Origin of the sequence: Pseudomonas sp. FP1740 (assembly GCF_030687165.1) — a bacterium.
Classification (GTDB): Bacteria; Pseudomonadota; Gammaproteobacteria; order Pseudomonadales; family Pseudomonadaceae; genus Aquipseudomonas.
The window spans coordinates 255,563-280,182 of the sequence record NZ_CP117461.1 but is presented as its reverse complement, the minus strand read 5'-3'; the positions used below and the strand labels follow the sequence as shown (position 1 = coordinate 280,182).

Sequence of the window (24,620 nt, the reverse complement as noted above, 5' to 3'; positions counted from 1 at the left end):
TTCTGGCTGTTTAGCGTGTTTACTGCGGGAATATTGCCAGTTTTGCTTCAAGGAAAATGAATCAGCGCCCACAAAAAAGCCGCCCCAAAGGGCGGCTTTCTCATTGCATCAGACCAACTCTTACAACTTCGGCCCAGCAGCCTTGATCGCGTCGCTCACGTCGAACTTCTTGAAGTTCTCAACAAACAACCCGGCCAGTGCTTTAGCAGCTTCATCGTAAGCAGCCTTGTCAGCCCAGGTGTTACGTGGGTTCAACAGGCCAGTCTCAACGCCCGGCACAGCCAATGGCACGTCAAGGTTGATGGTGTCCAGGTGCTCAGTCTCGGCACCGATCAACGCGCCGCTCTGGATCGCTGCGATCACGCCGCGGGTGGTCGGGATGTTGAAGCGTTTGCCGACGCCGTAGCCGCCGCCGGTCCAGCCGGTGTTGACCAGGTAGACCTTGGAGCCGAAGCCGCGGATGCGTTTGATCAGCAGTTCTGCGTATTCGCCAGCCGGACGCGGGAAGAACGGTGCGCCGAAGCAGGTGGAGAAGGTCGACTTGATGCCGCTGCCGGAACCCATTTCGGTCGAGCCCACCAGTGCGGTGTAGCCGGACAGGAAGTGGTAGGCCGCTTGTTCTTCATTGAGGATCGACACTGGCGGCAGCACGCCGGTCAGGTCGCAGGTCAGGAAGATCACCGCGTTTGGCTCGCCACCGAGGTTCTTCTCGGAACGCTTGGCTACGTGCTCCAGCGGGTAGGCGGCGCGGCTGTTCTGGGTCAGGCTGACATCGGTGTAGTCGGCGTGCTTGGCGTCGTCGATAACAACGTTTTCCAGGACTGCGCCGTGTTTGATGGCTTTCCAGATGACCGGCTCGTTCTTCTCGGACAGGTCGATGCACTTGGCATAGCAACCGCCTTCGATGTTGAACACCACGCCTTCGCCCCAGCCGTGTTCGTCGTCACCGATCAGGTAACGGCTTTCGTCGGCGGACAGGGTGGTCTTGCCGGTGCCGGACAGACCGAAGAACAGGGTCACGTCGCCCGCTTCGCCGATGTTGGCGGCGCAGTGCATTGGCAGCACGTCGGCGGCCGGCAGCAGGAAGTTCTGCACCGAGAACATGGCTTTCTTCATTTCACCGGCGTAGCGCATGCCGGCGAGCAGCACTTTTTTCTGCGCGAAGTTGATGATCACGCAACCGTCGGAGTTGGTGCCGTCACGCTCTGGCACGCACTCGAAGTTGGCGACGTTCAGAACTTGCCACTCTTCACGACCGGCCGGGTTGTACTGGGCCGGGTTGATGAACAGGCAACGACCGAACAGGTTCTGCCAGGCAGTCTGGGTAGTCATTTTCACGGCCAGGTAGTGCTCTTCAGCCGAACCTACGTGTACGTGGGAAACGAAATGCTCTTGCGCGTTGTTGAACGCCTCGACGCGAGCCCACAGGGCATCGAACTTGTCGGCCGGGAACTTGCGGTTGATCGGGCCCCAGGCAATAGCGTCCTGGGTGGTCGGCTCTTCAACGATGAAACGATCGACTGGCGAACGGCCGGTACGGTGACCGGTGCGAACAACCAGCGCGCCGGTATCGGCAAGCTCGCCTTCACCGCGACTCAGGGCTTGTTTAACCAGATCATCAACACTCAGATCGGTGTACACGGCGTTATTGGCTTGCGTCATGAGGTTCCCCGTCGGCCAGTGGCCGAGTGCTCCAAACGTTTTGTAGTAGAAAGTCGTGCACTACTACCGCGAAAAAAGTGGGCCGGATTATGCCAGAAAAGCCCAAAAAGTGTAGGGCCCTCCCGTCAGAACGGCGTTATTCCGGCGCTAAGCAGTGAATTTACCTGCGCTGAAGCGTTTTAGTGACGAGTATCTGACGGCGTATCAACCCCTGCACCGGCGAATAATTGGGTGATATCGGCCGCGTCGAACAGGTAGCGCTCGTTGCAAAACTGGCAATCGACCTCGATGCTGCCGCCATGCTCGACGACCAGCTGCTGCGCATCTTCCAGTCCCAGACTGACCAGCGCATTGCCCGAGCGTTCCCGGGAGCAACTGCAATGGAAGCGCAGTTTCTGCACATCGAACAAACGCACTTGTTCTTCGTGGTACAGGCGATGGAGCACGGTTTCGTTGTCCAGGCTCAGCAATTCGTCGGCGGTCAGGGTGCTGGCCAGGGCGGTGATGTGCTGCCAACTGGCGGCGCGATCTTCTTCATCTTTCAGACGGTCGGCAGGCAATTGCTGCAACAGCAGGCCACGGGCACGACGGCCGTCGGCGTACAGCTTGAAGCGGGTGCCAACCTGCTGCGACATGACGAAATAGTTGGTGAAGCAATCGGACAGGGTTTCACCGTCGAGATCGACAATGCCCTGATAACGCTGGCCTTGAGTCGGGTCGACAGTCAGCGCCAACACGCCATTGGGCATCAGGTCGGCGAGCGTCGCATCGGGCGCGATCTGCTCGGCGTCGTAGCGGGCCAGGCCGCGAATTTCGCGCTCGCTGGAGCACTCGATCATCAGCATCGGCACCGGGCCTTCGGAACGGGCCTGAAGAATCAGCAAGCCATCGAACTTCAAGGTGCCTACCAGCAACGCTGCAGCCGCCATCAGCTCGCCCAGCAATTGCGCGACCGGCTCCGGATAGGTGTGTTTGGCGAGGACTTCGGCATAGCTACGCTCCAATGCCACCAGTTCGCCGCGGGTGTCGCTGTCATCGAAGATGAAGCGTTGGGTGTAGTCGGTATCCGGTAGATCGGTCATAGGTCTGGGTATCTGAAGTGGTGACAAAAAAGGTTACAAAAAATGAAACACGCCGTAGCAGCACGTTTGGGGGTGAGCTTAGCCATAGCGGCATTTTATGAACAATTCGGGGTTGTTCCAAGCAAGGTCAAACCTCGGTTTTCGACGAGCGGTGCTTTCACCTGCGAAATGCGCCGTTGGCGAATATCCCCCATATGGCTGCACAGGCAGGCGATTACAAGTCTGCGCCCGACGGCCGTCACTACTCGTCGTTGCTGCTGCCGCGAAACTTGAACAAATCCCGGCGCTGTTTCTTGCTCGGTTTGCCGTCGGTGCTCACGCCCAACGCCCCGGCCTTGCGCATGGCCGCCGCCGCTTCGCGCTTGGCAACGCTGGCTTCGGTTTCGGCATACAGGGCCTGGGCTTCCGGCGCGCCACGACGCACGATCGACAACGCCTGGACCACCACCGTGCGCTCCTCGAAGCCGGTGCGAATCTGAAACTCGTCGCCGATCCTCGGCTCCTTGCCTGGCTTGCAGCGCTCGCCCCGGCAATGCACCTTGCCGCTTTCAATCGCGGCCTTGGCCAAGGCACGTGTTTTATAAAAACGCGCGGCCCACAACCATTTATCGAGACGGACCTTGTCGTCCTCTTCGCTTTTTTGTGCCATTGGATGTCCTCATTCTGAAATATCGATGAACTGTACTACCGTTTCTGTCGTGCCATGAATCACAACGCTGTGGATTAGAATGCAGGCATTCCCCCCTGTTTGAGGGATGAAAATCCGGGCCGTAGATATCTGTCGCCTTTTACCCATTATTCTGCGTGAATACCGCGAATTCGGCCGTACATGGCCTGAGCGGTTTTTGCCGGTTGAGCACTTTTGAAGACATTTGACCATTTGACCGTTGTCGGTCTGCGCGAGTGGGTGGCGCTCCCGGATTTGGGAGTCGCGGGCCTTCGGGCAAAAATCGACACCGGCGCCAGTACCTCCAGCCTGCATGCCACCGACATCGAGCCGTTCGAGCGCGATGGCGAACAGTGGGTGCGCTTCACCGCGCACCTGGGCACGGTGGTGCAATTGCGTCACCGGCGCTGCGAAGCACCGCTGGTGACGATGAAAACCATTAAAAGCTCCAACGGCCACGCGCAGATGCGCTATGTGGTCAGTACCACCCTGGCCCTCGGTGATCGGGTCTGGCGGGTCGAGTTCACCCTCGCCTGCCGCAAGTCCATGCGTTATCGCCTGTTACTCGGTTCCAAAGCCCTGATCGACGGCCAGTTGGTGGTCAATCCGGGCATCAAATATGTACAAGACAAGCCGGTGTTCCCGGTATCTACCCTCTCCACAGGTGTTGCATGAAGATCGCTGTGCTGTCGCGGAATCCGCGTCTGTATTCCACCCGTCGTCTGGTCGAAGCCGGTATAGAGCGTGGCCATGAAATGGTGGTGATCGACACTCTGCGCGCCTACATGAACATTGCCAGTCACAAGCCGCAAATCCACTACCGCGGCAAACCGCTGGAGGGTTTCGATGCGGTGATCCCGCGGATCGGCGCATCGGTCACGTTTTATGGCTGCGCGGTGCTGCGCCAGTTCGAAATGATGGGGGTGTTTCCGCTCAACGAATCGGTGGCCATCGCCCGTTCCCGAGACAAACTGCGTTCCCTGCAATTGCTATCGCGCCGGGGGATCGGTTTGCCGGTCACCGGTTTTGCGCACTCCCCGGATGACATTCCCGACTTGATCGAGATGGTCAACGGCGCACCGCTGGTGATCAAGGTGCTGGAAGGCACCCAGGGCATCGGCGTGGTGCTGTGTGAAACGGCGACGGCGGCGGAGTCGGTGATCGAGGCCTTCATGGGCCTGAAGCAGAACATCATGGTTCAGGAGTACATCAAGGAAGCCGGCGGCGCGGACATCCGTTGTTTCGTGGTGGGCGACAAGGTGATCGCGGCGATGAAACGCCAGGCCAAGCCGGGGGAATTTCGCTCCAACCTACATCGTGGCGGTAGCGCGAGCCTGATCAAGATCACCCCGGAAGAACGCATGACCGCGTTGCGTGCAGCGAAGGTCATGGGTTTGGCGGTGGCGGGTGTGGATATCCTGCGTTCCAATCACGGCCCGTTGGTGATGGAAGTGAACTCGTCGCCGGGTCTGGAAGGGATTGAAACCACCACCGGGAAGAACGTGGCGGGGATCATCATTGAGCACTTGGAGAAAAATGGCGGGCCGAATATGACGCGGACCAAAGGCAAAGGGTAAAGCTTACTCAGTCCCTGCGGCGAGGGAGCTTGCTCCCGCTGAACCGGGCTGGCGCTCCAGGCCGAAGGACTCCCGAAACCGGCAACCGTGTTTTTTCATTGAAATACGGTTGCCTGATTTCACGGTCGCTGCGCAACCGAGCGGGAGCGAGCTCCCTCGCCATAGAGGTTGTGTACGACGCTTAAACCGCATCCCGCGGCAACATCAACCCAAGCGGCAACCGAACCCGTGCTTCCAGCCCACCACCGGAGCGGTTGCGCAGTTCGACATTCCCGCCATGCATCGAGGCGATCCGTTTCACGATCGCCAGCCCCAACCCCGTCCCCTTTCCACCCCGAGCCCGATCGCCACGGGTGAACGGGTTGAAAATCGCTTCCAGCTCCGACGGATCAATCCCCGCGCCACGGTCCATGACACTCAGCACCACATACGGCGCGCTGGTATCCCCGGACACATAAGCCGCCACTTCCACTCCACTGCCAGCGTGATGCAGCGCATTGCCGATCAGGTTGTTCAGCAGCCGCTTCATCGACACCCGACGCAACGGGAACGGCTGGATCGGCTCCAGGCGCAAGTGCACTTTTTCTTCGTTCTGGTTGTACGGCGCGGCAACTTCGCGAACCAGATCGCTCAGGTCAACTTCTTCCACCAACTCGTCACGACCGTCGCGAATGAAGGCCAGGAACTGGTCAAGAATCGCGTCCATGTCTTCGATGTCGCGGATCATGTCGTCCGTCAGGTCGCTGTGATCGCCCATCAGTTCCAGGGACAGCCGCAAACGGGTCAGCGGCGTGCGCAGGTCGTGAGACACCCCGGCCAGCATCAGCTCGCGCTCGCGCCCCGCCTGTTCGACGTCTTCGGCCATCTGATTGAAGGCGCGATAGACCTCGGTCATTTCACTCGGTGTGTCGCTGATCGGCAGACGCACGCTGCGGCCCTGACCGAGTTGCCGCGCGGCATAGACCAGACGTTTCAACGGTTGATTGAGTTGGCTGACGAAAATCCACGCCGAAGCGGTCGACAACAATCCAATGGCGAGGAACCAGCCGAGCACGTTCCAGATTTTCTGGCCGCGCAACGGATGCGGATACAGCGGCACTTTCAGCCAGCCATCGCCCAGGCTGGGCGCCCGGACCCACAGCGCCGGTGGCGAGTGCATGCGTAATCGTACTTCGGTGTCGGCACCCAGTTCGGCCTGCATCTGTCGCTGGTAGATCTCGCTGTACGGCCAGTGCTGCTCGCCTTCCGGCACACCGGCCCCTACCACCCGGATCAGGGTCGCGGCATCGGCAATCTTCGCGCGGTTCTCTTCATCGGCAGCCCAATAGGCGCGCAGCGTCAGGGCGACGCCGTGGCTGTATTGGCGATCCACCAGCACGTCTTCGTTCATCAACAGATAAACCAGGGTCAGCGCCTTGGAGAACAGGACGACGATCAGCACCAGCCACAGGGTGCGGGAGAAGAAGCTCTGGGGGAACCAAACAGGGGTTTTCATGGGTAACCGCTACACACTTGCAGGAGCGAGCGATGCTCGCATATTGCGGATCGCGAGTCTGCGGGAAAGGTCATCCGACCCGTTGCCCGCAGGACCCGCTCCTACAAATCACCGATCACTTCGTGGCGGCGCCATCCGGAACGAACACGTAGCCCACGCCCCAGACGGTCTGGATGTAGCGCGGTTTGGACGGATCGGGCTCGATCATCCGGCGCAGACGGGAGATCTGCACGTCGATGGAACGCTCCAGGGCATCCCACTCGCGGCCACGGGCCAGGTTCATCAGCTTGTCGCGGGTCAGCGGTTGACGGGCGTTCATGACCAGGGCCTTGAGCACCGCGAACTCACCGGTGGTGAGCATGTGCACTTTGTCGCCACGCTTGAGTTCTCGGGTGGCCAGGGACAGCTCGTAGTCACCGAAGGTCACGCTTTCGTCTTCGCTCCCCGGCGCACCCGGCACCGGTGCTGCCTGGCGCCGCAGCACCGCTTTGACCCGGGCCATCAGCTCGTCCGGGTTGAACGGCTTGGCCAGGTAATCGTCGGCGCCCAGTTCCAGGCCCTTGATGCGGCTCAGCTCGTCGCCCTTGGCGGTGAGCATGATGATTGGAATCTGATTGTTCGCCGTACGCAGGCGGCGGCAGGCGGTCAGGCCGTCTTCGCCGGGCAGCATCAGGTCGAGGACGACCAGGTTGAACACTTCACGCGCCAGCAGGCGGTCCATTTGTTCGGTGTTCGGGACGGCGCGGGCACGGTAGCCCTTGCTGACGAAAAAGCGTTCCAGCAGGCTGCTCAGCCCTGGATCGTCGTCAACGATAAGAATTTTTTCGCCTTCAGCAGTTTGTGCAGTGCTGCTCATTGGATGCTCCTTTGATCTCGGCGCGCATTATGGCGTAGCTGCCGTTATACGCACCGAGTGCATTGTTAGCAGATTTTTCCTTCACCGCCAGAAAACCAGTCTTTTCGCCTACAGCCTGCAATGCCCCCGAATGACAGAACGCTGGTTATAATGCGCGGCCTTTTGTGTCAGGCAACGTCTGATCGTTATTGCCGGTAGCCACTTTTTATTTTCATGGCGCTGGCAGTAATTGTTCGATTTCACGGGTCAACGGCAAGCCTGTTGATCCAGGTAGCGGCGCTCGCCAGGCCGCTCAACCAGACTCGCGAAGGCCCTATTTGCGCGCCTGCGAGCCTGCTTTCACAATTTGTCAGGTGGTTTTATGGACAGCATCAACAGCCGCATCGCCGAGGAACTCGGCGTCCGCCCACAACAGGTCGAAGCGGCCGTCGCGCTACTCGATGAAGGCTCCACGGTGCCCTTCATCGCCCGTTACCGGAAAGAAGTGACCGGCAGCCTTGATGACACGCAACTGCGTCATCTGGAAGAGCGTCTGCGCTACCTGCGAGAACTCGACGAACGGCGTATCAGCATCCTCGCCAGCATCGAGGAGCAAGGCAAGCTGACCCCTGCACTTGAGCGCGACATCAAGCTCGCCGACACCAAGACCCGCCTCGAAGACTTGTACCTGCCGTACAAGCAGAAGCGCCGCACCAAGGGCCAGATCGCCCTGGAAGCTGGCCTCGGCGAATTGGCCGACGGCCTGTTCAACGATCCAACCCTGAACCCGGAAACCGAAGCGGCGCGCTTCATCGACGCCGAAAAAGGCGTGGCCGATGTGAAGGCCGCCCTCGAAGGCGCCAAGTACATCCTCATGGAGCGCTTCGCCGAAGACGCCGGTCTGCTGGACAAGCTGCGCAATTACCTCAAGCAGGAAGCCACCCTCAGTGCCCGCGTGATCGCCGGCAAGGAAGAGGAAGGCGCCAAGTTCCGCGACTACTTCGAACACGACGAACCGCTGAAAAGCATGCCGTCCCACCGCGCACTGGCGATTTTCCGTGGCCGCAACGAAGGCATTCTCAGCTCCGCGCTGAAAGTCGGTGACGAACTGCCGGGCACCATGCACCCGTGCGAAGGCATGATCGGCCAGCAATTCGGCATCCAGAACCAGAACCGCGCCGCCGACAAATGGCTGGGCGAAGTGGTGCGCTGGACCTGGAAGGTCAAGCTCTACACCCACCTGGAAACCGACCTGCTGGGCGAGCTGCGCGATGGCGCGGAAACCGAAGCGATCAACGTGTTCGCCCACAACCTGCACGACCTGCTGCTGGCCGCGCCGGCCGGCCCGCGTGCCACCCTGGGCCTCGATCCGGGCCTGCGCACCGGCTGCAAGGTCGCCGTGGTCGACGCCACCGGCAAGCTGCTGGACCACGCCACGGTTTACCCGCACGTGCCGCACAACAAGTGGGACCAGACCCTCGCCGTGCTCGCCGCCCTGTGCGCCAAGCATTCGGTGGACCTGATCGCCATCGGCAACGGTACCGCCAGCCGCGAAACCGACAAGCTGGCCGCTGAACTGATCAAAAAATACCCAGCCATGAAGATGACCAAAGTCATGGTCTCCGAGGCTGGTGCATCGGTTTACTCGGCCTCGGAACTGGCTTCCAAGGAATTCCCGGACCTGGACGTGTCTATCCGTGGCGCGGTGTCCATCGCTCGTCGCTTGCAGGACCCGCTGGCCGAGCTGGTGAAAATCGATCCGAAATCCATCGGCGTTGGCCAATACCAGCACGACGTGTCGCAGCTGAAACTGGCGCGCGGCCTGGACGCAGTGGTCGAAGACTGCGTGAACGCCGTGGGCGTGGACGTGAATACCGCCTCCGTGGCGCTGCTGGCGCGCATCTCCGGCCTCAACGCGACCCTGGCGCAGAACATTGTTGCTCACCGTGACGAACACGGCGCGTTCAAAACCCGTGCGGCATTGAAGAAAGTCGCCCGCCTGGGTGAAAAAACCTTCGAACAGGCCGCCGGCTTCCTGCGCGTAATGAATGGCGACAACCCGCTGGATTCGTCGGCGGTTCACCCGGAAGCCTATCCGCTGGTGCAGCGCATTGCCGCTGAAACCGACCGCGACATTCGCTCGCTGATCGGCGACGCCGCGTTCCTCAAGCGCCTGGATCCGAAGAAGTACACCGACGAAACGTTCGGCCTGCCGACGGTCACCGACATTCTGCAAGAGCTGGAAAAACCTGGCCGCGACCCGCGTCCCGAGTTCAAGACCGCCGAGTTCCAGGACGGCGTCGAAGACCTCAAGGACCTGCAACTGGGCATGATCCTCGAAGGCGTGGTCACCAACGTGACCAACTTCGGTGCCTTCGTCGACATCGGCGTGCATCAGGACGGTCTGGTGCACATTTCCGCGCTGTCGGAGAAGTTCATCAAGGATCCACGCGAAGCGGTGAAGGCCGGTGATGTGGTCAAGGTGAAGGTCATGGAAGTCGATATCCCGCGCAAACGCGTCGGCCTGTCGATGCGCATGAGCGACACCCCGGGCGAGAAGATCGACGGTGCCCGTGGTGCACGTCCGGGGTCGGCTCCGCGCCAGTCCCAGAACACCGCGCCGCGCAAGGAAACCCCGGCAGCGGCCCCGACTAACAACGCCATGGCGTCGCTGTTCGCCAACGCCAAGCAGTTGAAGAAACGTTGATGGAGATCCCGGCCGGCTTGACCGAAAGCGCATTTTTCAAGCTGCTGGGGTGTCGCTTGCACAGCCTGGACACCGGGGTGGCGCAAGTCGCCCTGGCGCTGGAGCCACAGTTGCGCAATCGCGGCGGCAAGCTGCACGGCGGGGCCTTGTTCAGTCTGGTGGACATTGCCATGGGGCTGGCCTGCTCCAGCACCCACGGCTTTGACCAGCAAAGCGCGACCATCGAGTGCAAGATCAACTACATCCGCGCCGTCGCCGACGGTGAAGTGATGTGCACGGCCAGGGTGATCCACCCGGGTCGTCGCACGCTTGTCGTCGAGGCCGATGTGATGCAAGGCGACAAACTGGTCGCAAAAGCACAAGGCACGTTCGCTGTCCTGTAGCCCCCAATCATCAATTTGAGTTAATTTCGGCGCTGTGACTACAGCGTCGGAGTTTCTGTGGGAGTTTCCTTCGCTCGTGTCTGCCAGATTCAAGGATTGAAGTTGGCCTTTCAATACGGGCCTGTATGGCTCAAGAACCAGGCGAAAACGCCAGTTTCAACTTCACCCTTGTAGACCGTCTTGCCCACCCCCATATTGGGGCGACTGACGCGTGAAGGAATCCAACTTGAGCGAACTTCTCAACCGCCGCCTGGCTCTGCTCGGCGAGCGCGCTAACCTCTCTCTGCTCGAACAGTGCCTTCACGGCATCGAACGTGAATGCCTGCGCGTGACAGGCGAAGGGCGCCTGGCGCAAACGCCGCACCCCGAAGCATTGGGTTCCGCGCTGACCAACGAACAAATCACCACTGACTACTCCGAGTCGCTGCTGGAGTTCATCACGCCGGCCCTGCCAGACCCGGCGGATACGCTGGCGAGCCTGGACAAGATTCACCGGTTTGCCTACAGCAAACTCGGCGACGAGTACCTGTGGAGTCCATCGATGCCGTGCCCGTTGCCGGCCGAGGAAGACATCCCGATCGCCTATTACGGCACCTCCAACATCGGTCAGCTCAAGTACGTCTATCGCAAGGGCCTGGCCCTGCGTTACGGCAAGACGATGCAGTGCATCGCCGGGATTCACTACAACTTTTCCCTGCCGGAAAAGCTCTGGCCGCTGCTTAAAGAGGCCGAAGGCTTTGTCGGCACCGACCGCGACTATCAGTCGTCGGCCTACATCGCGCTGATTCGCAACTTCCGTCGCTACAGCTGGCTGTTGATGTACCTGTTCGGCGCGTCCCCTGCGCTGGACGCCGGTTTCCTGCGCGGTCGCTCGCATCAGCTGGAACAGCTGGACCCGGACACTTTGTACCTGCCGTACGCCACCAGCCTGCGCATGAGCGATCTGGGTTACCAGAGCAACGCCCAAGCCGGCCTGACGCCGTGCTACAACGACCTGACCAGCTACACCGACAGCCTGCGCAAAGCGGTGGCTACGCCGTATCCAGCGTACGTCGAGGTGGGTACGCACAAGGACGGTGAATGGGTTCAGCTCAACACCAACATCCTGCAGATCGAAAACGAGTACTACTCCAACATCCGCCCCAAGCGCGTGACCTACACCGGCGAACGGCCGATTCAGGCGCTGGTGGCCCGTGGCATCCAGTACGTCGAAGTCCGCTGCCTGGACATCAACCCGTTCCTGCCGATGGGCATCGACCTCACCGAATCACGGTTCCTCGACGCATTCCTGCTGTACTGCGCGCTGAACGACAGCCCGCTGTTGACCAGTACCAGCTGCGGTAACGCAACGTCGAACTTCCTCAGTGTGGTCAAGGAAGGTCGTCGTCCGGGCCTGCAACTGCAACGCGACGGGCAAGCGGTGGACATGAAGGAATGGGCCGGCGAATTGCTGGAGAAGATTGCTCCATTGGCGGCGCTGCTGGATCAGAGCCATGGCGGCGATGCCCACAGCAAGGCGCTGGACGCCCAAATGGCCAAGGTCCAGGACTCGTCCCTGACGCCATCGGCCCAGGTGCTGGCGGCGATGGCCGAGCACAAGGAAAGCTTCGCCCAATTCTCCTTGCGCCAGAGCCAGGTGCATGCGGAGTTTTTCCGCAGCGAGCCGCTTCCCCACGAAGAACAGGCTAAATTTGAAGCGTTGGCACGTTCATCGCTGGCTCAGCAGGCGGAACTGGAACAGAACGAAGTCGGCGATTTCGATGTGTTTGTCGGGGCGTATCAGGCGAGCATTCTGGCGATCAGCAACTAAACTGCCAGAGCAAGTCCCCCTGTGGCGAGGGGGCTTGCCCCCGTTGGACTGCGCAGCAGTCCCAAAAACGATACGCGCAATATTTCGGATAAATGATCGTTCCCACGCTCTGCGTGGTAATGCCTCAAGGGACGCTCCGCGTCCAGGTGACGCGGAGCGTCACCGGCTGCATTCCCACTCAGAGCGTGGGAACGATCGAAAGCCCCCTCGCCACAACAGTCTCCCTTAGAATTTTCCGCTCATATGCTAATTCTAAAAAGTTATTTATTTTAAGCTTCTTATATCATTTAGTCTCTTTTTCACGCCAACTCCCGGTCGTCTGAAAAGGAGCTTCCCAATGAAACTGACTTCCCCCCTTCGCCTCCTGGTGGCCGCGTCGCTGGCTGCGGCGAGTTTCCTGGCTCAGGCGGCAGATGTGACCGTCGCCTACCAGACCACCGTCGACCCGGCCAAAGTCGCCCAGGCCGACGGCGCCTACGAAAAAGCCACCAAAGCCAATATCGACTGGCGCAAATTCGATAGCGGCGCCGACATCATCGCCGCCATCGCTTCCGGCGATGTGCAGATCGGCTACCTCGGCTCCAGCCCTCTGACGGCGGCAATCACCCGTAAAGTCCCGGTGGAAACCTTCCTCATTGCCACCCAGATCGGCGCCGCCGAAGCCTTGGTCGCGCGCGACGGGGCCGGGATCAAAACCCCTCAAGACCTGATCGGCAAGAAAGTCGCCGTACCGTTCGTCTCCACCGGCCACTACAGCCTGCTTGCAGCGCTGAAACACTGGAACATCGACCCGTCGAAAGTCACCGTGCTCAACCTCGCGCCGCCAGCCATCATCGCGGCATGGAAACGCGGTGACATCGACGCCACCTACGTGTGGGATCCGGCGCTCGGTGTGGCCAAGGAAAACGGCAAAGTGCTGATCACTTCCGGCGAACTGGCCAAGTTCGGCGCACCGACCTTCGATGCCTGGATCGTGCGCAAGGACTTCGCCGAGAAGCATCCGGAGATCGTCACCGCATTCGCCAAAGTGACCCTCGATGCCTACGCCGACTACCGCAAGGATCCGCAAGCCTGGCTGGCCAACCAAAGCAACGTCGACAAACTGGTGAAACTCTCCGGTGCCAAGGCCAGCGATATTCCGCTGCTGCTGCAAGGCAACGTGTATCCGCTGGCGGCTGATCAGGTGATCACCCTCGGCGCGCCGACCACCAAGGCCATTACCGACACTGCAGCGTTCCTCAAGGAACAGGGCAAGGTCGAGGCCGTGCTGCCTGACTACGCGCCGTACGTCAGCGCCAAGTACATCACCAACTGATCGGGAGTTAACCGCGATGGCTTTGCTACAGCTGGAGCGCATCAGCGCACAGTACCCCGGTGCAGCGGAACCTGTGCTGGCGGATATTTCCCTGAGCCTTGGGCCCCGGCAGTTGCTGGTCGCCCTCGGCCCTTCCGGCAGTGGCAAGACTTCGCTGTTGAACCTGATTGCCGGTTTCGTCGAGCCCAGCGCCGGGCGCATCACCCTTGACGGCGTGCCGGTCAAAGGCCCGAGCGCCGAGCGCGGCGTGGTGTTTCAGGACGACGCCCTGCTGCCTTGGCAGGACGTGCTGGCCAACGTCGGCTTCGGCCTGGAACTGGCCGGCGCCGCGCGGGAAAAACGTGAACAGCGCGCCCGGGAAATGCTCGCGCTGGTAGACCTTTCCGGTTTCGAAAACCGCCGCATCTGGCAACTCTCGGGCGGGCAGAAACAACGTGTCGGCCTGGCCCGCGCCCTCGCCGCCGACCCTCGGGTGTTGCTGATGGACGAACCCTTCGGCGCCCTGGATGCCTTCACCCGCGAACAGATGCAGGAGCTGCTGCTGCAAGTCTGGCAACGCACCGCCAAACCGGTGTTCCTGATTACCCACGATATTGAAGAAGCGGTGTTCCTCGCCACCGACCTGATTCTGCTGGCGCCGAATCCCGGGCAAATCGTCGAGCGCCTGAGCCTGGATTTCGGTCAGCGTTACGCCGCTGGCGAGTCAGCGCGCTCGATCAAGTCCGACCCGCGCTTTATCGAAACCCGCGAACACGTGCTCGCCAAAGTGTTCTCCCAACGCAGTGCCGTCCAGCGGCAGGAGCGCGCATGAGCAGCTATCAGATTCCCGCCGCAACGGTGAAACCGGGCTCGACGGTGATTGTGCTGCGTCGCAGCGTCGGCACACGCGCAATCAGCGTATTGACCTTGATTGCATTGTTGGCGATCTGGTGGGCCGTCACCGCCACCGGGTTGATCGAACCACTGTTCCTGCCGCCCCCCTCTGCCGTGCTGCAAAAAGGCTGGCTGCTGGTGACCAGCGGCTACATGGATTCGACCTTGTGGCAGCACTTGGGCGCGAGCCTCAGCCGCATCGGTTTGGGGCTGGGCTTCGCAGTGCTGACCGCGGTGCCGGTCGGCATTGCCATCGGCCACAACCGCATTGCTCGCGGCATTCTCGATCCGCTGATCGAGTTCTACCGCCCGATTCCGCCCCTGGCCTATTTGCCGCTGATCGTGATCTGGTGCGGCATTGGTGAGCTGTCGAAAGTCTTGCTGATTTACCTGGCGATCTTCGCCCCGATAGCCATCGCCACCGCCACCGGCGTACGCACCGTCGACCCGGCGAAATTGCGCGCCGCGCAGTCGTTGGGTGCGACTCGGGCACAGTTGATTCGCCATGTGATTCTGCCCAGTGCCTTGCCGGACATTTTGACCGGTGTGCGCATTGGCTTGGGGGTGGGTTGGTCGACACTGGTGGCTGCCGAGTTGATCGCCGCCACCAGCGGTTTGGGCTTCATGGTGCAGTCGGCGGCGCAGTTCCTGGTCACCGATGTGGTGGTGCTGGGGATTCTTGTGATTGCGCTGATCGCCTTCGCCATGGAAATGGGCCTGCGCGCCCTGCAGCGCAAACTGGTGCCGTGGCATGGCCAGGCTCACTGAATATTCATGTGTCGACACCCCGGATTGAAGAGAACCACCATGAGCCACCTGACTATCGTCCCTTTAAGCTGCGCCCTCGGCGCGCAAATCAGCGGCGTCGACATCAGCCAGCCGCTGAACGTGGAACAACGCGCCGCCATCGAGCAGGCGCTGCTCAAGTATCAGGTGCTGTTCTTCCGTAACCAGCCGATCGAGCCACAGCAACAGGCGCGATTCGCCGCCTATTTCGGCGACCTGCATATTCATCCGATCTATCCGAACGTGCCGGAACAACCGGAAGTACTGATCCTCGACACCGCCGTCACCGACGTGCGGGACAACGCGATCTGGCACACCGATGTGACGTTCCTGCCGACCCCGGCGATGGGCGCGGTACTCAGCGCCAAGTTGCTGCCGGAGTTTGGCGGCGACACCCTGTGGGCCAGCGGCATTGCGGCGTATGAAGCGTTGTCCGCGCCGATGAAAACCTTGCTCGAAGGGCTGACCGCCACTCACGATTTCACCCGTTCGTTTCCACTGGAGCGCTATGGCAACACGCCGGAGGCGTTGGCCCAGTGGGAGGAAGCCCGGCGCAAGAACCCGCCGCTGTCACACCCGGTGATTCGCACGCACCCGGTGAGCGGGCGCCGGTCGTTATTCGTCAACGAGGGCTTCACATCGAAGATCAACGAACTGTCGGAAACCGAGAGCGAAGCGCTCCTGAAGTTTTTGTTCGCCCACACCACACGGCCGGATTTCACCATCCGCTGGCGCTGGCAGAAAGACGACATCGCGTTTTGGGACAACCGCGTGACCCAGCATTACGCGGTGGATGATTACCGCCCGGCACGGCGGGTGATGCAGCGGGCGACGGTGTTGGGGGATGTGCCGTTTTTCCGCTGAGCCGATCGTTCCTACGCTCTGCGTGGGAATGCCTCAACGGACGCTCTGCGTTCGGCTTTGGATGGGACGCGGAGCGTCCCGGGCAGCATTCCCACGCGGAGCGTGGGAATGCTCAGTAAGGGGTTACTCAGCCATCGAAGGCTTCTCCCACAGATTGATCCCGCCCTCCTGGGCAAATCGATCAATCTCCGCCAGTTCTTCCACGCTAAAACTCAGGTTCTTCAGCGCCCCGACGTTCTCGATGATCTGCTCCGGCCGGCTCGCGCCGATCAGCGCCGAGGTCACCCGTGGATCGCGCAGGGTCCAGGCCAACGCCAGTTGCGCCAGGCTCTGACCACGACGCTTGGCGATCTCATTGAGCGCCCGCACTTGGGCGATGTTGGCTTCGGACAGGTGAGAGGACTGCAATGAATCACCGCCCGGGCGATTGACCCGCGCATCCTTCGGAATGCCATTGAGGTATTTGTCGGTCAACAGGCCCTGCGCCAACGGCGTGAAGGCAATCACGCCGGTACCGAGTTCGTCGGTGACATCCAGCAGGTCCTTTTCCACCCAGCGATTGAGCAGGTTGTAGGCCGGCTGGTGGATCAGCAGCGGAACTTTCCACTCCTTGAGCAACGCGGCCATTTCCCGGGTTTTCACCCCGGAGTAAGACGAGATGCCAATGTACAAGGCCTTGCCCTGTTGCACGGCCGTGGCCAGTGCGCTGGCAGTTTCTTCCAGCGGGGTGTCCGGGTCAAAACGGTGGGAATAGAAGATGTCCACGTAATCGAGGCCCAGGCGTTGCAGGCTCTGGTCGAGACTGGCCAGCACATACTTGCGCGACCCGCCGCCCTGGCCGTAAGGGCCGGGCCACATGTCCCAACCGGCCTTGCTGGAGATGATCAGCTCATCGCGGTACTGCTTGAAGTCTTCGCGCAGCAAACGACCGAAGTTGATCTCGGCGCTGCCATAGGGCGGGCCGTAATTGTTGGCCAGGTCGAAGTGGTTGATCCCTGAGTCGAACGCCGTGCGCAGCAGAGCGCGTTGGGTGTCGATCGGCGTGCTGTCGCCGAAGTTGTGCCACAGCCCCAGGGACAGTGCCGGCAGCACCAGCCCGCTGCGGCCTACGCGGCGGTAAGGGATGGAGTCGTAGCGGTTTTCGGCAGCGGTGTAGGTCATCGAATCCTCTCTTGTCTGTCTTGAATCTGGTATCGACTGCTTCGCCAGTCGCCCAGCATACGCCCGGACAAGCGGCGATAAACCTCGGACTCGAGAAAATGCTGAAACGTTTCAAAAACCCTGCCCATCGGTCGATCAACGCACCAAATGCAAAAACTGCATGTGCCGTTCGTACTGGTCGAGGATGTCGTTGATCACCTGTTCCTTGGTGTAACCCACCAGATCGTAATCCTGACTGCCCTCGCGCAAATGCACTTCGGCGCGGTGGTAGCGACGGTTGTTGAGTTGCTTGGAGCCCATGCCGCCACGGGCGAAGGACGGCGTGAAGTACCCGCGCATCTGCACCTGATAAATAAACGGATGCAATTCGCCGTGACCGATTTCCAGGCTGACGTTGTCGTTGGCCGGATCGGGCTGAGTGACCACATGCAATCCCTTCTCGACGAACACGGCGGTCACTTCCTCAATGGCCGGGCGCACCGTTGTATCTAGGAAGCGATAGACCTCATCCCGAGACGGAAAATGCACCGCCTGACTCAAGCGCTGACGCCATCCACCGCGTCGCGAACCGGACACCGGCGCCAGGGAATGCAGTTGCGCGATCTGCTTCTGCGACTCCAGATAAAACGCCTTGTGCAGGCCCCACATCATCAGCAGCAAAATCATCGAGAACGGTAACGACGTCAGCACCACCGCCGACTTCAATGCGTCGATGCTGCCGGAGAACAGCAGTGCGCTGGTCACCAGCGCCGTCATCGCGCCCCAGAATACTCGCAGCCATTTCGGCCCGTCCTCATCGGGATTGCCACCCTTGGCGGACAAGGTCGACAACACCACGGTGCCGGAGTCGGCGGAGGTGACGAAGAACACGAAGCTGATGAACACCGTGACCGCGATCACGGTTTTGCTCCACGGGTAGGTTTCCAGCAGCAGGTACAACGTCATCGACGGGTTGTCGATGGCCGACAGGCCGAGCGCGCTCATGCCGTGGTTGAGCACCTGATCGATGGCGCTGTTGCCGAAGATCGACATCCACGCCAGGGTGAAACCGAGCGGGATCAGCAGCACACCGAAGACGAATTCGCGGATGGTCCGGCCACGGGAAATCCGCGCAATGAACAGGCCCACGAACGGCGACCATGCAATCCACCAGGCCCAGTAGAACACCGTCCAGCCGCCCAGCCAGTCGCTCGGTTTGTCGTAGGCGTAGAGGTCAAAACTCTTCATCGGCAACGCGCCGAGGTAATCACCGAGGTTCTGGATCAGCGTGTTGAGCAAGTGTTGGGTAGGGCCGGCGAACAATACGAACAGCAGCAGCGCACAGGCCAGCAGCATGTTGATGTCGGACATCACCCGCACGCCTTTATCGACGCCAGACACCGCGACGATGATCGCCGCGCCCATCATCAGCGTGATCAGGCCGACCTGAATCCACTGGGTGTGGGCGATGCCGAACAGGTAGTCCAGACCGGAGTTGAGGTGCAATACGCCGAAGCCCATGTCGGCGCCGAGGCCGAACACCGTGGCGATGATGCCGAAGCCGTCCACCGCGTAACCGATGGGGCCGTTGATGCGCTTGCCGATCAGCGGGTACAGCGCCGAACGCAGAGCCAGCGGCAGGTTGTGACGGTAGGCGAAGTAGGCCAGCGCCATGCCGACGAAAGCGAACACGCCCCAGCCGTGCAGGCCCCAGTGCAGAAACAGAATCTGCATCGCCTGACGCGCCGCCTCCGCCGTGCCAGCCTCACCTTGCGGCGGTTGCGCCAGGTGTGTCAGCGGTTCGGACACGCAAAAGAAAAACAGCGTGATGCTGATCCCGGCGGCGAACAGCATGCCGGCCCAGGACAAGTAACTGAATTCGGGCTCGTCGTGGTCGGCACCGAGCTTGATCTTGCCGTAGCCGGACAAGGCGGTGACCACCACGAAGACCAGATACAGCGTCATCGCGAGCATGTAGTACCAGCCGACCGTGTTGGCCGCCCAGTTTTGCGCTTGCAACAGCCAGGCACCGGCCTGTTCGGGGATCGCCATGACCACGACGGCGAACAGCAAAATGAAAGTTGCCGCGAAATAAAACACCGGCGGATTCATGCGGACCTGGCCGCTTGCGGGGATGGACGATGCACTCATGAATGGTGCACCTCAAGGAGAGGAAACGTGGCTGTAAAAATCGGACTCAGCAAAGGCAAGCCTCCTGTTGTGAGCGGGCGGCGAACCACCGGTTTAACTTGAATGAGCGTTCAAGTTAAACATGAATAGGGTGCTAAGGACTAATCGCAGGGCTTGGCGGTAGCTTTCCTGCGCTGGCTCAAGGAAGGGGTATGACGCGGGGTTTGGAGGATGATCGTTCCCACGCGGAGCGTGGGAATGATCAGGTGAGGGACTTACTTACTTTTGCGTCCCGTCATCATGCTGCAGATTCGCCTGGGTCAGGTTGCACCCGGCCGGCACGCTGCGGGTCAGCCAGACGTTGCCGCCGATCGTCGAGCCCTTGCCGATGGTGATCCGTCCCAGAATCGTCGCGCCGGCATAGATCACCACGTCGTCCTCGACGATCGGATGCCGCGGATGGCCTTTCTGCAACTGGCCGTCTTCGTCCGCCGGGAAGCGCTTGGCGCCCAACGTCACGGCCTGATAAATCCGCACCCGCTCGCCAATGATCGCGGTCTCGCCGATCACCACACCCGTGCCGTGGTCGATGAAGAAACTGCGACCGATCTGCGCGCCAGGGTGGATGTCGATACCGGTGGCCGAGTGGGCGATTTCCGCGCTGATCCGCGCCAGCAACGGCAACCCGGCGCGGTACAAATGGTGGGCCAAACGATGGTGAATCACCGCCAGGATTCCCGGGTAGCACAGCAACACCTCATCGACACTGCGAGCCGCCGGATCGCCGTGATAGGCCGCCAGCACGTCGGTGTCCAACAGGCTGCGCAATTCCGGCAGAGCGAGGGCGAAGTCCTGAATGATCCGGATGGCCTTGGCTTCGACCTCAGAATCGACCCCGGCACTGTGACGGGCGACGTAACGCAATTCGAGCCGCGCCTGAGCCAGCAATGCATTCAACGCCACGTCGAGTGTGTGGCCGACGTAGAAGTCCTCACTCTCCTCGCGCAAATCCACCGGCCCCAGACGCATCGGAAACAACGCACCGCACAAGGCTTCGAGAATGTCCGCCATGGCCGCTCGGGACGGCAACTCGCGACCGCCCTGCTCGGTACTGGCGCGGCCGTTTTGTGCGCGCCATTGGTCGCGCGCCGTACGCAGTTGGCTGACGATGGTCTGCAATTGCCAATGGCTGGAACGCTCGCTCACGGTAAAAACTCCTCACGGGCGGCCGGACTGTCTGGCCGCGCTGACGGCGATTACTTTACGGCAACGACTTGCAGCCGAATTAAGAACCAATAGTGCTGTTATCAATACTTTTGGCTATAAGCGATTGGCAGTTGCCCCACTAAATACCCGTGCCTATAGTCCAGACATCTTCCTCCGCCAGTACGGACCTATGATCAAACAACAGCTTGCCCGTTTTAACCGCCTCGACCTGCTCGGTCACCCTACCCCCCTGGAAAAACTCGAACGCCTGTCGACCTGGCTCGGCCGCGATGTGTACGTCAAACGCGATGACCTGACGCCATTGGCACTGGGCGGCAACAAGCTGCGCAAACTCGAATACCTCGCCGCCGACGCCCTGGCCCAAGGCGCCGATACGCTGATCACCGCTGGCGCGATCCAGTCCAACCACGTGCGCCAAACCGCCGCCATTGCGGCCAAGCTTGGCCTGGGCTGCGTGGCGCTGCTGGAAAATCCACTCGGCACCGACGACAGCAACTACCTCGGCAACGGCAATCGGCTATTGCTGGACCTGTTCGATGCCAAGGTCGAGCTGGTGGAAAATCTCGACAACGCTGACGAGCAATTGCAAGCGCTGGCCGCACGCCTGCGCAGCAACGGCAAGAAGCCTTATCTGGTGCCGATTGGTGGCTCCAATGCAGTGGGCGCTTTGGGTTATGTCCGTGCGGGTCTGGAACTGGCCGAGCAGATCAAGGACACCGGGCTGCAATTCGCCGCCGTAGTCCTGGCTTCCGGCAGTGCCGGCACCCATAGCGGGCTGGCGCTGGCATTGAGCGAAGTACTGCCGGATTTGCCAGTCATCGGCGTGACCGTTTCCCGTAGCGATGAAGCTCAACGACCAAAAGTCCAGGGCCTCGCCGAACGCACTGCCGAGCTGTTGGGCGTGGGCCTGCCGGCGAGTTTCAAAGTCGAACTGTGGGACGAATATTTCGGCCCGCGTTATGGCGAGCCGAATGCCGGGACGCTGTCGGCGGTGAAGCTGTTGGCGAGCCAGGAAGGGTTGTTGCTGGACCCGGTGTATACCGGCAAGGCCATGGCCGGCTTGCTCGACGGCATCGGGCGCCAGCGCTTCGATGCGGGCCCGATCATCTTCCTGCACACCGGTGGAGCGCCGGCGTTGTTTGCCTACAAAGACTTTTTATAGCCGATAGTCCTGTGGCGAGGGGGCTTGCCCCCGTTGGGTCGCGCAGCGGCCCCTTGTGTCCGGCAGTCATATCGAGTCAGCAGACATTACGACTGCTTCGCAGCCGAACGGGGGCAAGCCCCCTCGCCACAGGAATGCATTCCTCAAATATTCATTTAAAGAATAACAAACTTAATATTTATTATTTTCCAATCTAAAAATCCCGTCATATAGTCGCGCCGCAGGCGAATTTGCAGCAAGACGCATAAGCTGCTTTAGGGCAGGATATCGCAGTCGTTCAAATCCCGAATTTGCCAACTTTCCTTAAGCGTCTTCATAAGAAAACACAGGGGCTTGTCATGAATTTTTCCGCACTACGTAGAAATCTGCTGGTGGGCTCGTTGGGCCTGGCGCTGAGCGCCGGCCTGCTCGGGCAAGCGGTTGCCGGAGAGCAACTTCAAAAGATCAAGGACGCGGGCGTGATCAACGTCGGCCTGGAGGGCACTTATCCACCGTTCAGCTTCGTCGACGAGGCCGGCAAGCTGAGCGGCTTCGAAGTCGAGTTCTCCGAAGCCCTGGCCAAAGAGCTGGGCGTGAAGGTCAAACTGCAGCCGACCAAATGGGAAGGCATCCTCGCGGCCCTGGAATCCAAGCGTCTGGACGCGGTGATCAACCAGGTGACCATCACCGAAGAGCGCAAGAAGAAGTACGACTTCTCCGAGCCGTATACCGTTTCCGGGATTCAAGCGCTGACCCTGACCAAAAACAAAGACACCATCAAGACCGCGGCCGATCTGGCCGGCAAGAAAGTCGGCGTAGGCCTGGGCACCAACTACGAGCAGTGGGTGAAAGAGAATGTGCCTAAGGCTGACGTCCGCACCTACGAAGACGACCCGAGCAAGTTCCAGGATCTGCGCGTCGGCCGCATCGACGCCATTCTGATCGACCGCCTGGCCGCGCTGGAATACGCCAGAAAGGCCAAGGACACTGCCGCTGCCGGCGAAGCGTTCTCCCGCCAGGAAGCCGGTATTGCCCTGCGCAAAGGCGAGCCTGAACTGCTGGCCGCGGTGAACAAAGCCATCGACAAGCTGCGTGCCGACGGTACGCTGAAAAAGCTTTCGGAAAAATACTTCAGCGCTGACGTCACTCAATAATGGGAGAAGCTTTCCAACTCGCGCTGGACTCCGCGCCCTTTCTGCTCAAGGGCGCGTATTACACGGTCATCCTGAGCCTGGGCGGAATGTTCTTCGGCCTGCTGATGGGCTTCGGCCTGGCGTTGATGCGCCTGTCGCGCTTCAAACTGGTGAGCTGGATTTCCCGCATCTACGTGTCGTTCTTTCGCGGCACGCCGTTGCTGGTGCAACTGTTCGTGATCTATTACGGCTTGCCGCAATTGGGCATCGAACTTGATCCGCTGCCGGCAGCCCTGATCGGCTTCTCGCTGAACATGGCGGCCTACGCCTGCGAAATCCTGCGTGCCGCGATCAGCTCCATCGAGCGCGGCCAATGGGAAGCCGCGGCCAGTATCGGCATGACCCGCGCGCAAACCCTGCGCCGGGCCATTCTGCCGCAAGCGATGCGCACGGCCCTGCCACCGTTGGGCAACAGCTTCATCTCGCTGGTCAAGGACACCGCGCTGGCAGCCACCATTCAGGTGCCGGAGCTGTTCCGCCAGGCGCAGCTGATCACCGCCCGTACCTTCGAAATTTTCACCATGTATCTTGCCGCCGCGCTGATCTACTGGGTTCTGGCCACGGTGCTTTCGCACCTGCAGAACAAGTTGGAAGAGCGGGTCAATCGGCACGACCAGGAGTCCTGACCTAATGATTGTCGTGGAAAAACTGACAAAGCAGTTCAAGGGTCAGGTGGTGCTCAACGGCATCGATCTGCAGGTGAAGGAAGGCGAGGTGGTGGCAATCATCGGCCCCAGCGGCTCGGGCAAGACCACGTTCCTGCGTTGCCTGAATTTTCTGGAAGAACCCACCAGCGGCCGGATCAAGGTCGGCGACATCGAGATCGATGGCAGCCGCCCCTTGAACCAGCAGCAGACCCTGGTACGACGCTTGCGCCAGCATGTGGGTTTCGTGTTCCAGAACTTCAATCTTTTCCCCCATCGTACGGCCCTGGAAAACGTCATCGAAGGCCCGATCGTGGTGAAGAAAATCCCACGGGCCGACGCCGTTGCCTTGGGTAAGAAGTTATTGGCCAAGGTCGGCCTGGCGGGCAAGGAAGACGCTTACCCGCGACGCCTCTCCGGCGGTCAGCAACAGCGTGTGGCGATTGCCCGGGCGCTGGCGATGGAGCCGGAAGTGATTCTGTTCGATGAACCGACCTCAGCCCTTGACCCGGAACTGGTGGGTGAAGTGTTGGCGACCATCCGCGGCCTGGCCGAGGAGAAACGCACCATGGTGATCGTCACCCACGAGATGGGTTTTGCTCGGGACGTGGCCAACCGCGTGGTGTTTTTCGACAAGGGTGTGATCGTCGAACAGGGCGAAGCCAAGGCACTCTTTGCCAACCCGAAAGAAGAACGGACCAAGCAGTTTCTCAGCAAGTTTCTTAATAACGCTTAATTGCGCCCTTTCAAAAAACCGTCAGCTTCCATGGATGGAAGTGACACCCCCTTCTTCTAAAAACCTCATACCCCTCCCTCCCGAGCTATTTGATTCATCCAAATCATAAACAACTTCCGGTCATCCCGTGCGGTACATATATATATGTCCTGCAACAGATTCATCTCTCTTAAAATCCATGAAATCCGTCACCACCGTCATTCAAAGGGTTGCTGCCTCCCGGGCATAAAACCCACCAAATATTGGTCTAAATTCGACAGCACGATGTGGTTTACTAACTACACTGCGTAGGAAATTTCTGAATAACCCAAGAACCAAACTTTAACCAATCAGTTCTATTGACACCTATTCGA

General features: G+C 60.4%; 21 protein-coding genes. 13 read left to right on the top strand and 8 right to left on the bottom strand.

The features are described from left to right. Positions 1-120 precede the first annotated feature (120 nt). From PSH69_RS01195 to PSH69_RS01185, 3 genes are all read right to left on the bottom strand, one after another. On the bottom strand, positions 121-1,662 hold the full coding sequence (locus PSH69_RS01195; protein ID WP_019581745.1) for a phosphoenolpyruvate carboxykinase: 1,542 nt from the start codon (positions 1,660-1,662) through the stop codon (positions 121-123). Between the two features lie 179 nt (positions 1,663-1,841). After that, complete coding sequence (gene hslO, locus PSH69_RS01190; RefSeq protein WP_018929315.1) at positions 1,842-2,744, bottom strand: Hsp33 family molecular chaperone HslO; 903 nt, start codon at positions 2,742-2,744, stop codon at positions 1,842-1,844. A 241-nt stretch (positions 2,745-2,985) separates the two neighbouring features. Then, positions 2,986-3,393, bottom strand: a complete 408-nt coding sequence (locus tag PSH69_RS01185; protein ID WP_064615830.1) for an RNA-binding S4 domain-containing protein — start codon at positions 3,391-3,393, stop codon at positions 2,986-2,988. A gap of 273 nt (positions 3,394-3,666) precedes the next feature. Here PSH69_RS01185 and PSH69_RS01180 point away from each other — a divergent pair, with 273 nt between their 5' ends. Continuing rightward, positions 3,667-4,086: an ATP-dependent zinc protease gene (locus PSH69_RS01180; protein ID WP_230138903.1), complete on the top strand. Its 420-nt coding sequence runs from the start codon at positions 3,667-3,669 to the stop codon at positions 4,084-4,086. Continuing rightward, the gene (gene rimK, locus PSH69_RS01175; RefSeq protein ID WP_007903081.1) at positions 4,083-4,988 is read left to right on the top strand and encodes a 30S ribosomal protein S6--L-glutamate ligase; all 906 of its coding nucleotides are present in this window, start codon (positions 4,083-4,085) and stop codon (positions 4,986-4,988) included. Before PSH69_RS01180 ends, rimK begins: the two co-directional genes overlap by 4 nt. Before the next feature lie 181 nt (positions 4,989-5,169). Here the strand turns inward: rimK and PSH69_RS01170 are convergent, their stop codons facing one another. Then, complete coding sequence (locus PSH69_RS01170; RefSeq protein ID WP_007939543.1) at positions 5,170-6,483, bottom strand: ATP-binding protein; 1,314 nt, start codon at positions 6,481-6,483, stop codon at positions 5,170-5,172. A 115-nt stretch (positions 6,484-6,598) separates the two neighbouring features. Next, positions 6,599-7,339 (bottom strand): two-component system response regulator OmpR, encoded by a 741-nt coding sequence (gene ompR, locus PSH69_RS01165; RefSeq protein ID WP_007939544.1) that lies wholly within the window; start codon positions 7,337-7,339, stop codon positions 6,599-6,601. Between the two features lie 361 nt (positions 7,340-7,700). Here ompR and PSH69_RS01160 point away from each other — a divergent pair, with 361 nt between their 5' ends. The 7 genes from PSH69_RS01160 to tauD all read left to right on the top strand — a co-directional run bounded on the left by PSH69_RS01160 (position 7,701) and on the right by tauD (position 16,056). Then, positions 7,701-10,025, top strand: a complete 2,325-nt coding sequence (locus PSH69_RS01160; RefSeq protein WP_018929319.1) for a Tex family protein — start codon at positions 7,701-7,703, stop codon at positions 10,023-10,025. Then, positions 10,025-10,408 (top strand): PaaI family thioesterase, encoded by a 384-nt coding sequence (locus PSH69_RS01155; RefSeq protein WP_018929320.1) that lies wholly within the window; start codon positions 10,025-10,027, stop codon positions 10,406-10,408. Before PSH69_RS01160 ends, PSH69_RS01155 begins: the two co-directional genes overlap by 1 nt. Positions 10,409-10,634: 226 nt before the next feature. Further along, entirely contained in the window at positions 10,635-12,218 is a 1,584-nt protein-coding gene (gene gshA, locus PSH69_RS01150) for a glutamate--cysteine ligase (RefSeq protein ID WP_305410790.1), read from the top strand. 337 nt (positions 12,219-12,555) lie between these two features. Continuing rightward, entirely contained in the window at positions 12,556-13,533 is a 978-nt protein-coding gene (gene tauA, locus PSH69_RS01145; protein WP_305410789.1) for a taurine ABC transporter substrate-binding protein, read from the top strand. Between the two features lie 16 nt (positions 13,534-13,549). Then, positions 13,550-14,344 carry a taurine ABC transporter ATP-binding subunit gene (tauB, locus tag PSH69_RS01140; RefSeq protein ID WP_305410788.1) on the top strand — a complete coding sequence of 265 codons (795 nt, stop codon included), beginning with the start codon at positions 13,550-13,552 and terminating at the stop codon, positions 14,342-14,344. Beyond that, entirely contained in the window at positions 14,341-15,174 is an 834-nt protein-coding gene (gene tauC, locus PSH69_RS01135) for a taurine ABC transporter permease TauC (protein ID WP_305410787.1), read from the top strand. Before tauB ends, tauC begins: the two co-directional genes overlap by 4 nt. 39 nt (positions 15,175-15,213) lie before the next feature. After that, a complete protein-coding gene (gene tauD, locus PSH69_RS01130) occupies positions 15,214-16,056 on the top strand; it encodes a taurine dioxygenase (protein WP_305410786.1) in 843 nt (280 codons plus the stop codon). Positions 16,057-16,179: 123 nt separating this feature from the next. Here the strand turns inward: tauD and mgrA are convergent, their stop codons facing one another. The 3 genes from mgrA to epsC form a co-directional block, all read right to left on the bottom strand. Continuing rightward, positions 16,180-17,217 (bottom strand): L-glyceraldehyde 3-phosphate reductase, encoded by a 1,038-nt coding sequence (gene mgrA, locus PSH69_RS01125; protein WP_305410785.1) that lies wholly within the window; start codon positions 17,215-17,217, stop codon positions 16,180-16,182. A 135-nt stretch (positions 17,218-17,352) separates the two neighbouring features. Continuing rightward, a complete protein-coding gene (gene betT / locus PSH69_RS01120; protein ID WP_305412767.1) occupies positions 17,353-19,308 on the bottom strand; it encodes a choline transporter BetT in 1,956 nt (651 codons plus the stop codon). Positions 19,309-19,605: 297 nt separating this feature from the next. Further along, positions 19,606-20,532 (bottom strand): serine O-acetyltransferase EpsC, encoded by a 927-nt coding sequence (gene epsC, locus PSH69_RS01115; protein WP_018929332.1) that lies wholly within the window; start codon positions 20,530-20,532, stop codon positions 19,606-19,608. Positions 20,533-20,722: 190 nt separating this feature from the next. Here epsC and PSH69_RS01110 point away from each other — a divergent pair, with 190 nt between their 5' ends. The 4 genes from PSH69_RS01110 to tcyN all read left to right on the top strand — a co-directional run bounded on the left by PSH69_RS01110 (position 20,723) and on the right by tcyN (position 24,267). Next, a complete protein-coding gene (locus PSH69_RS01110) occupies positions 20,723-21,715 on the top strand; it encodes a D-cysteine desulfhydrase (RefSeq protein ID WP_064615817.1) in 993 nt (330 codons plus the stop codon). A gap of 338 nt (positions 21,716-22,053) precedes the next feature. Further along, a complete protein-coding gene (gene tcyJ, locus PSH69_RS01105; protein WP_019581730.1) occupies positions 22,054-22,848 on the top strand; it encodes a cystine ABC transporter substrate-binding protein in 795 nt (264 codons plus the stop codon). After that, positions 22,848-23,513, top strand: coding sequence for a cystine ABC transporter permease (tcyL, locus tag PSH69_RS01100; RefSeq protein ID WP_007939566.1), 666 nt, complete (start codon positions 22,848-22,850; stop codon positions 23,511-23,513). The genes tcyJ and tcyL overlap by 1 nt, the downstream gene beginning before the upstream one ends. Positions 23,514-23,517: 4 nt before the next feature. Continuing rightward, positions 23,518-24,267, top strand: coding sequence for an L-cystine ABC transporter ATP-binding protein TcyN (gene tcyN / locus PSH69_RS01095; protein WP_305410784.1), 750 nt, complete (start codon positions 23,518-23,520; stop codon positions 24,265-24,267). Positions 24,268-24,620 lie beyond the last annotated feature (353 nt).

Bases quoted from the DNA above. Each gene is read 5' to 3' on its own strand.
- PSH69_RS01155 (WP_018929320.1), top strand. From the start codon at position 10,025: ATGGAGATCCCGGCCGGCTTGACCGAAAGCGCATTTTTCAAGCTGCTG.
- tcyJ (WP_019581730.1), top strand. From the start codon at position 22,054: ATGAATTTTTCCGCACTACGTAGAAATCTGCTGGTGGGCTCGTTGGGC.
- tauC (WP_305410787.1), top strand. From the start codon at position 14,341: ATGAGCAGCTATCAGATTCCCGCCGCAACGGTGAAACCGGGCTCGACG.
- PSH69_RS01110 (WP_064615817.1), top strand. From the start codon at position 20,723: ATGATCAAACAACAGCTTGCCCGTTTTAACCGCCTCGACCTGCTCGGT.
- tauA (WP_305410789.1), top strand. From the start codon at position 12,556: ATGAAACTGACTTCCCCCCTTCGCCTCCTGGTGGCCGCGTCGCTGGCT.
- PSH69_RS01195 (WP_019581745.1), bottom strand. From the start codon at position 1,662: ATGACGCAAGCCAATAACGCCGTGTACACCGATCTGAGTGTTGATGAT.
- mgrA (WP_305410785.1), bottom strand. From the start codon at position 17,217: ATGACCTACACCGCTGCCGAAAACCGCTACGACTCCATCCCTTACCGC.
- ompR (WP_007939544.1), bottom strand. From the start codon at position 7,339: ATGAGCAGCACTGCACAAACTGCTGAAGGCGAAAAAATTCTTATCGTT.
- rimK (WP_007903081.1), top strand. From the start codon at position 4,083: ATGAAGATCGCTGTGCTGTCGCGGAATCCGCGTCTGTATTCCACCCGT.
- tauB (WP_305410788.1), top strand. From the start codon at position 13,550: ATGGCTTTGCTACAGCTGGAGCGCATCAGCGCACAGTACCCCGGTGCA.
- tauD (WP_305410786.1), top strand. From the start codon at position 15,214: ATGAGCCACCTGACTATCGTCCCTTTAAGCTGCGCCCTCGGCGCGCAA.
- tcyL (WP_007939566.1), top strand. From the start codon at position 22,848: ATGGGAGAAGCTTTCCAACTCGCGCTGGACTCCGCGCCCTTTCTGCTC.
- betT (WP_305412767.1), bottom strand. From the start codon at position 19,308: ATGAATCCGCCGGTGTTTTATTTCGCGGCAACTTTCATTTTGCTGTTC.
- PSH69_RS01170 (WP_007939543.1), bottom strand. From the start codon at position 6,483: ATGAAAACCCCTGTTTGGTTCCCCCAGAGCTTCTTCTCCCGCACCCTG.
- PSH69_RS01160 (WP_018929319.1), top strand. From the start codon at position 7,701: ATGGACAGCATCAACAGCCGCATCGCCGAGGAACTCGGCGTCCGCCCA.
- PSH69_RS01185 (WP_064615830.1), bottom strand. From the start codon at position 3,393: ATGGCACAAAAAAGCGAAGAGGACGACAAGGTCCGTCTCGATAAATGG.
- hslO (WP_018929315.1), bottom strand. From the start codon at position 2,744: ATGACCGATCTACCGGATACCGACTACACCCAACGCTTCATCTTCGAT.
- tcyN (WP_305410784.1), top strand. From the start codon at position 23,518: ATGATTGTCGTGGAAAAACTGACAAAGCAGTTCAAGGGTCAGGTGGTG.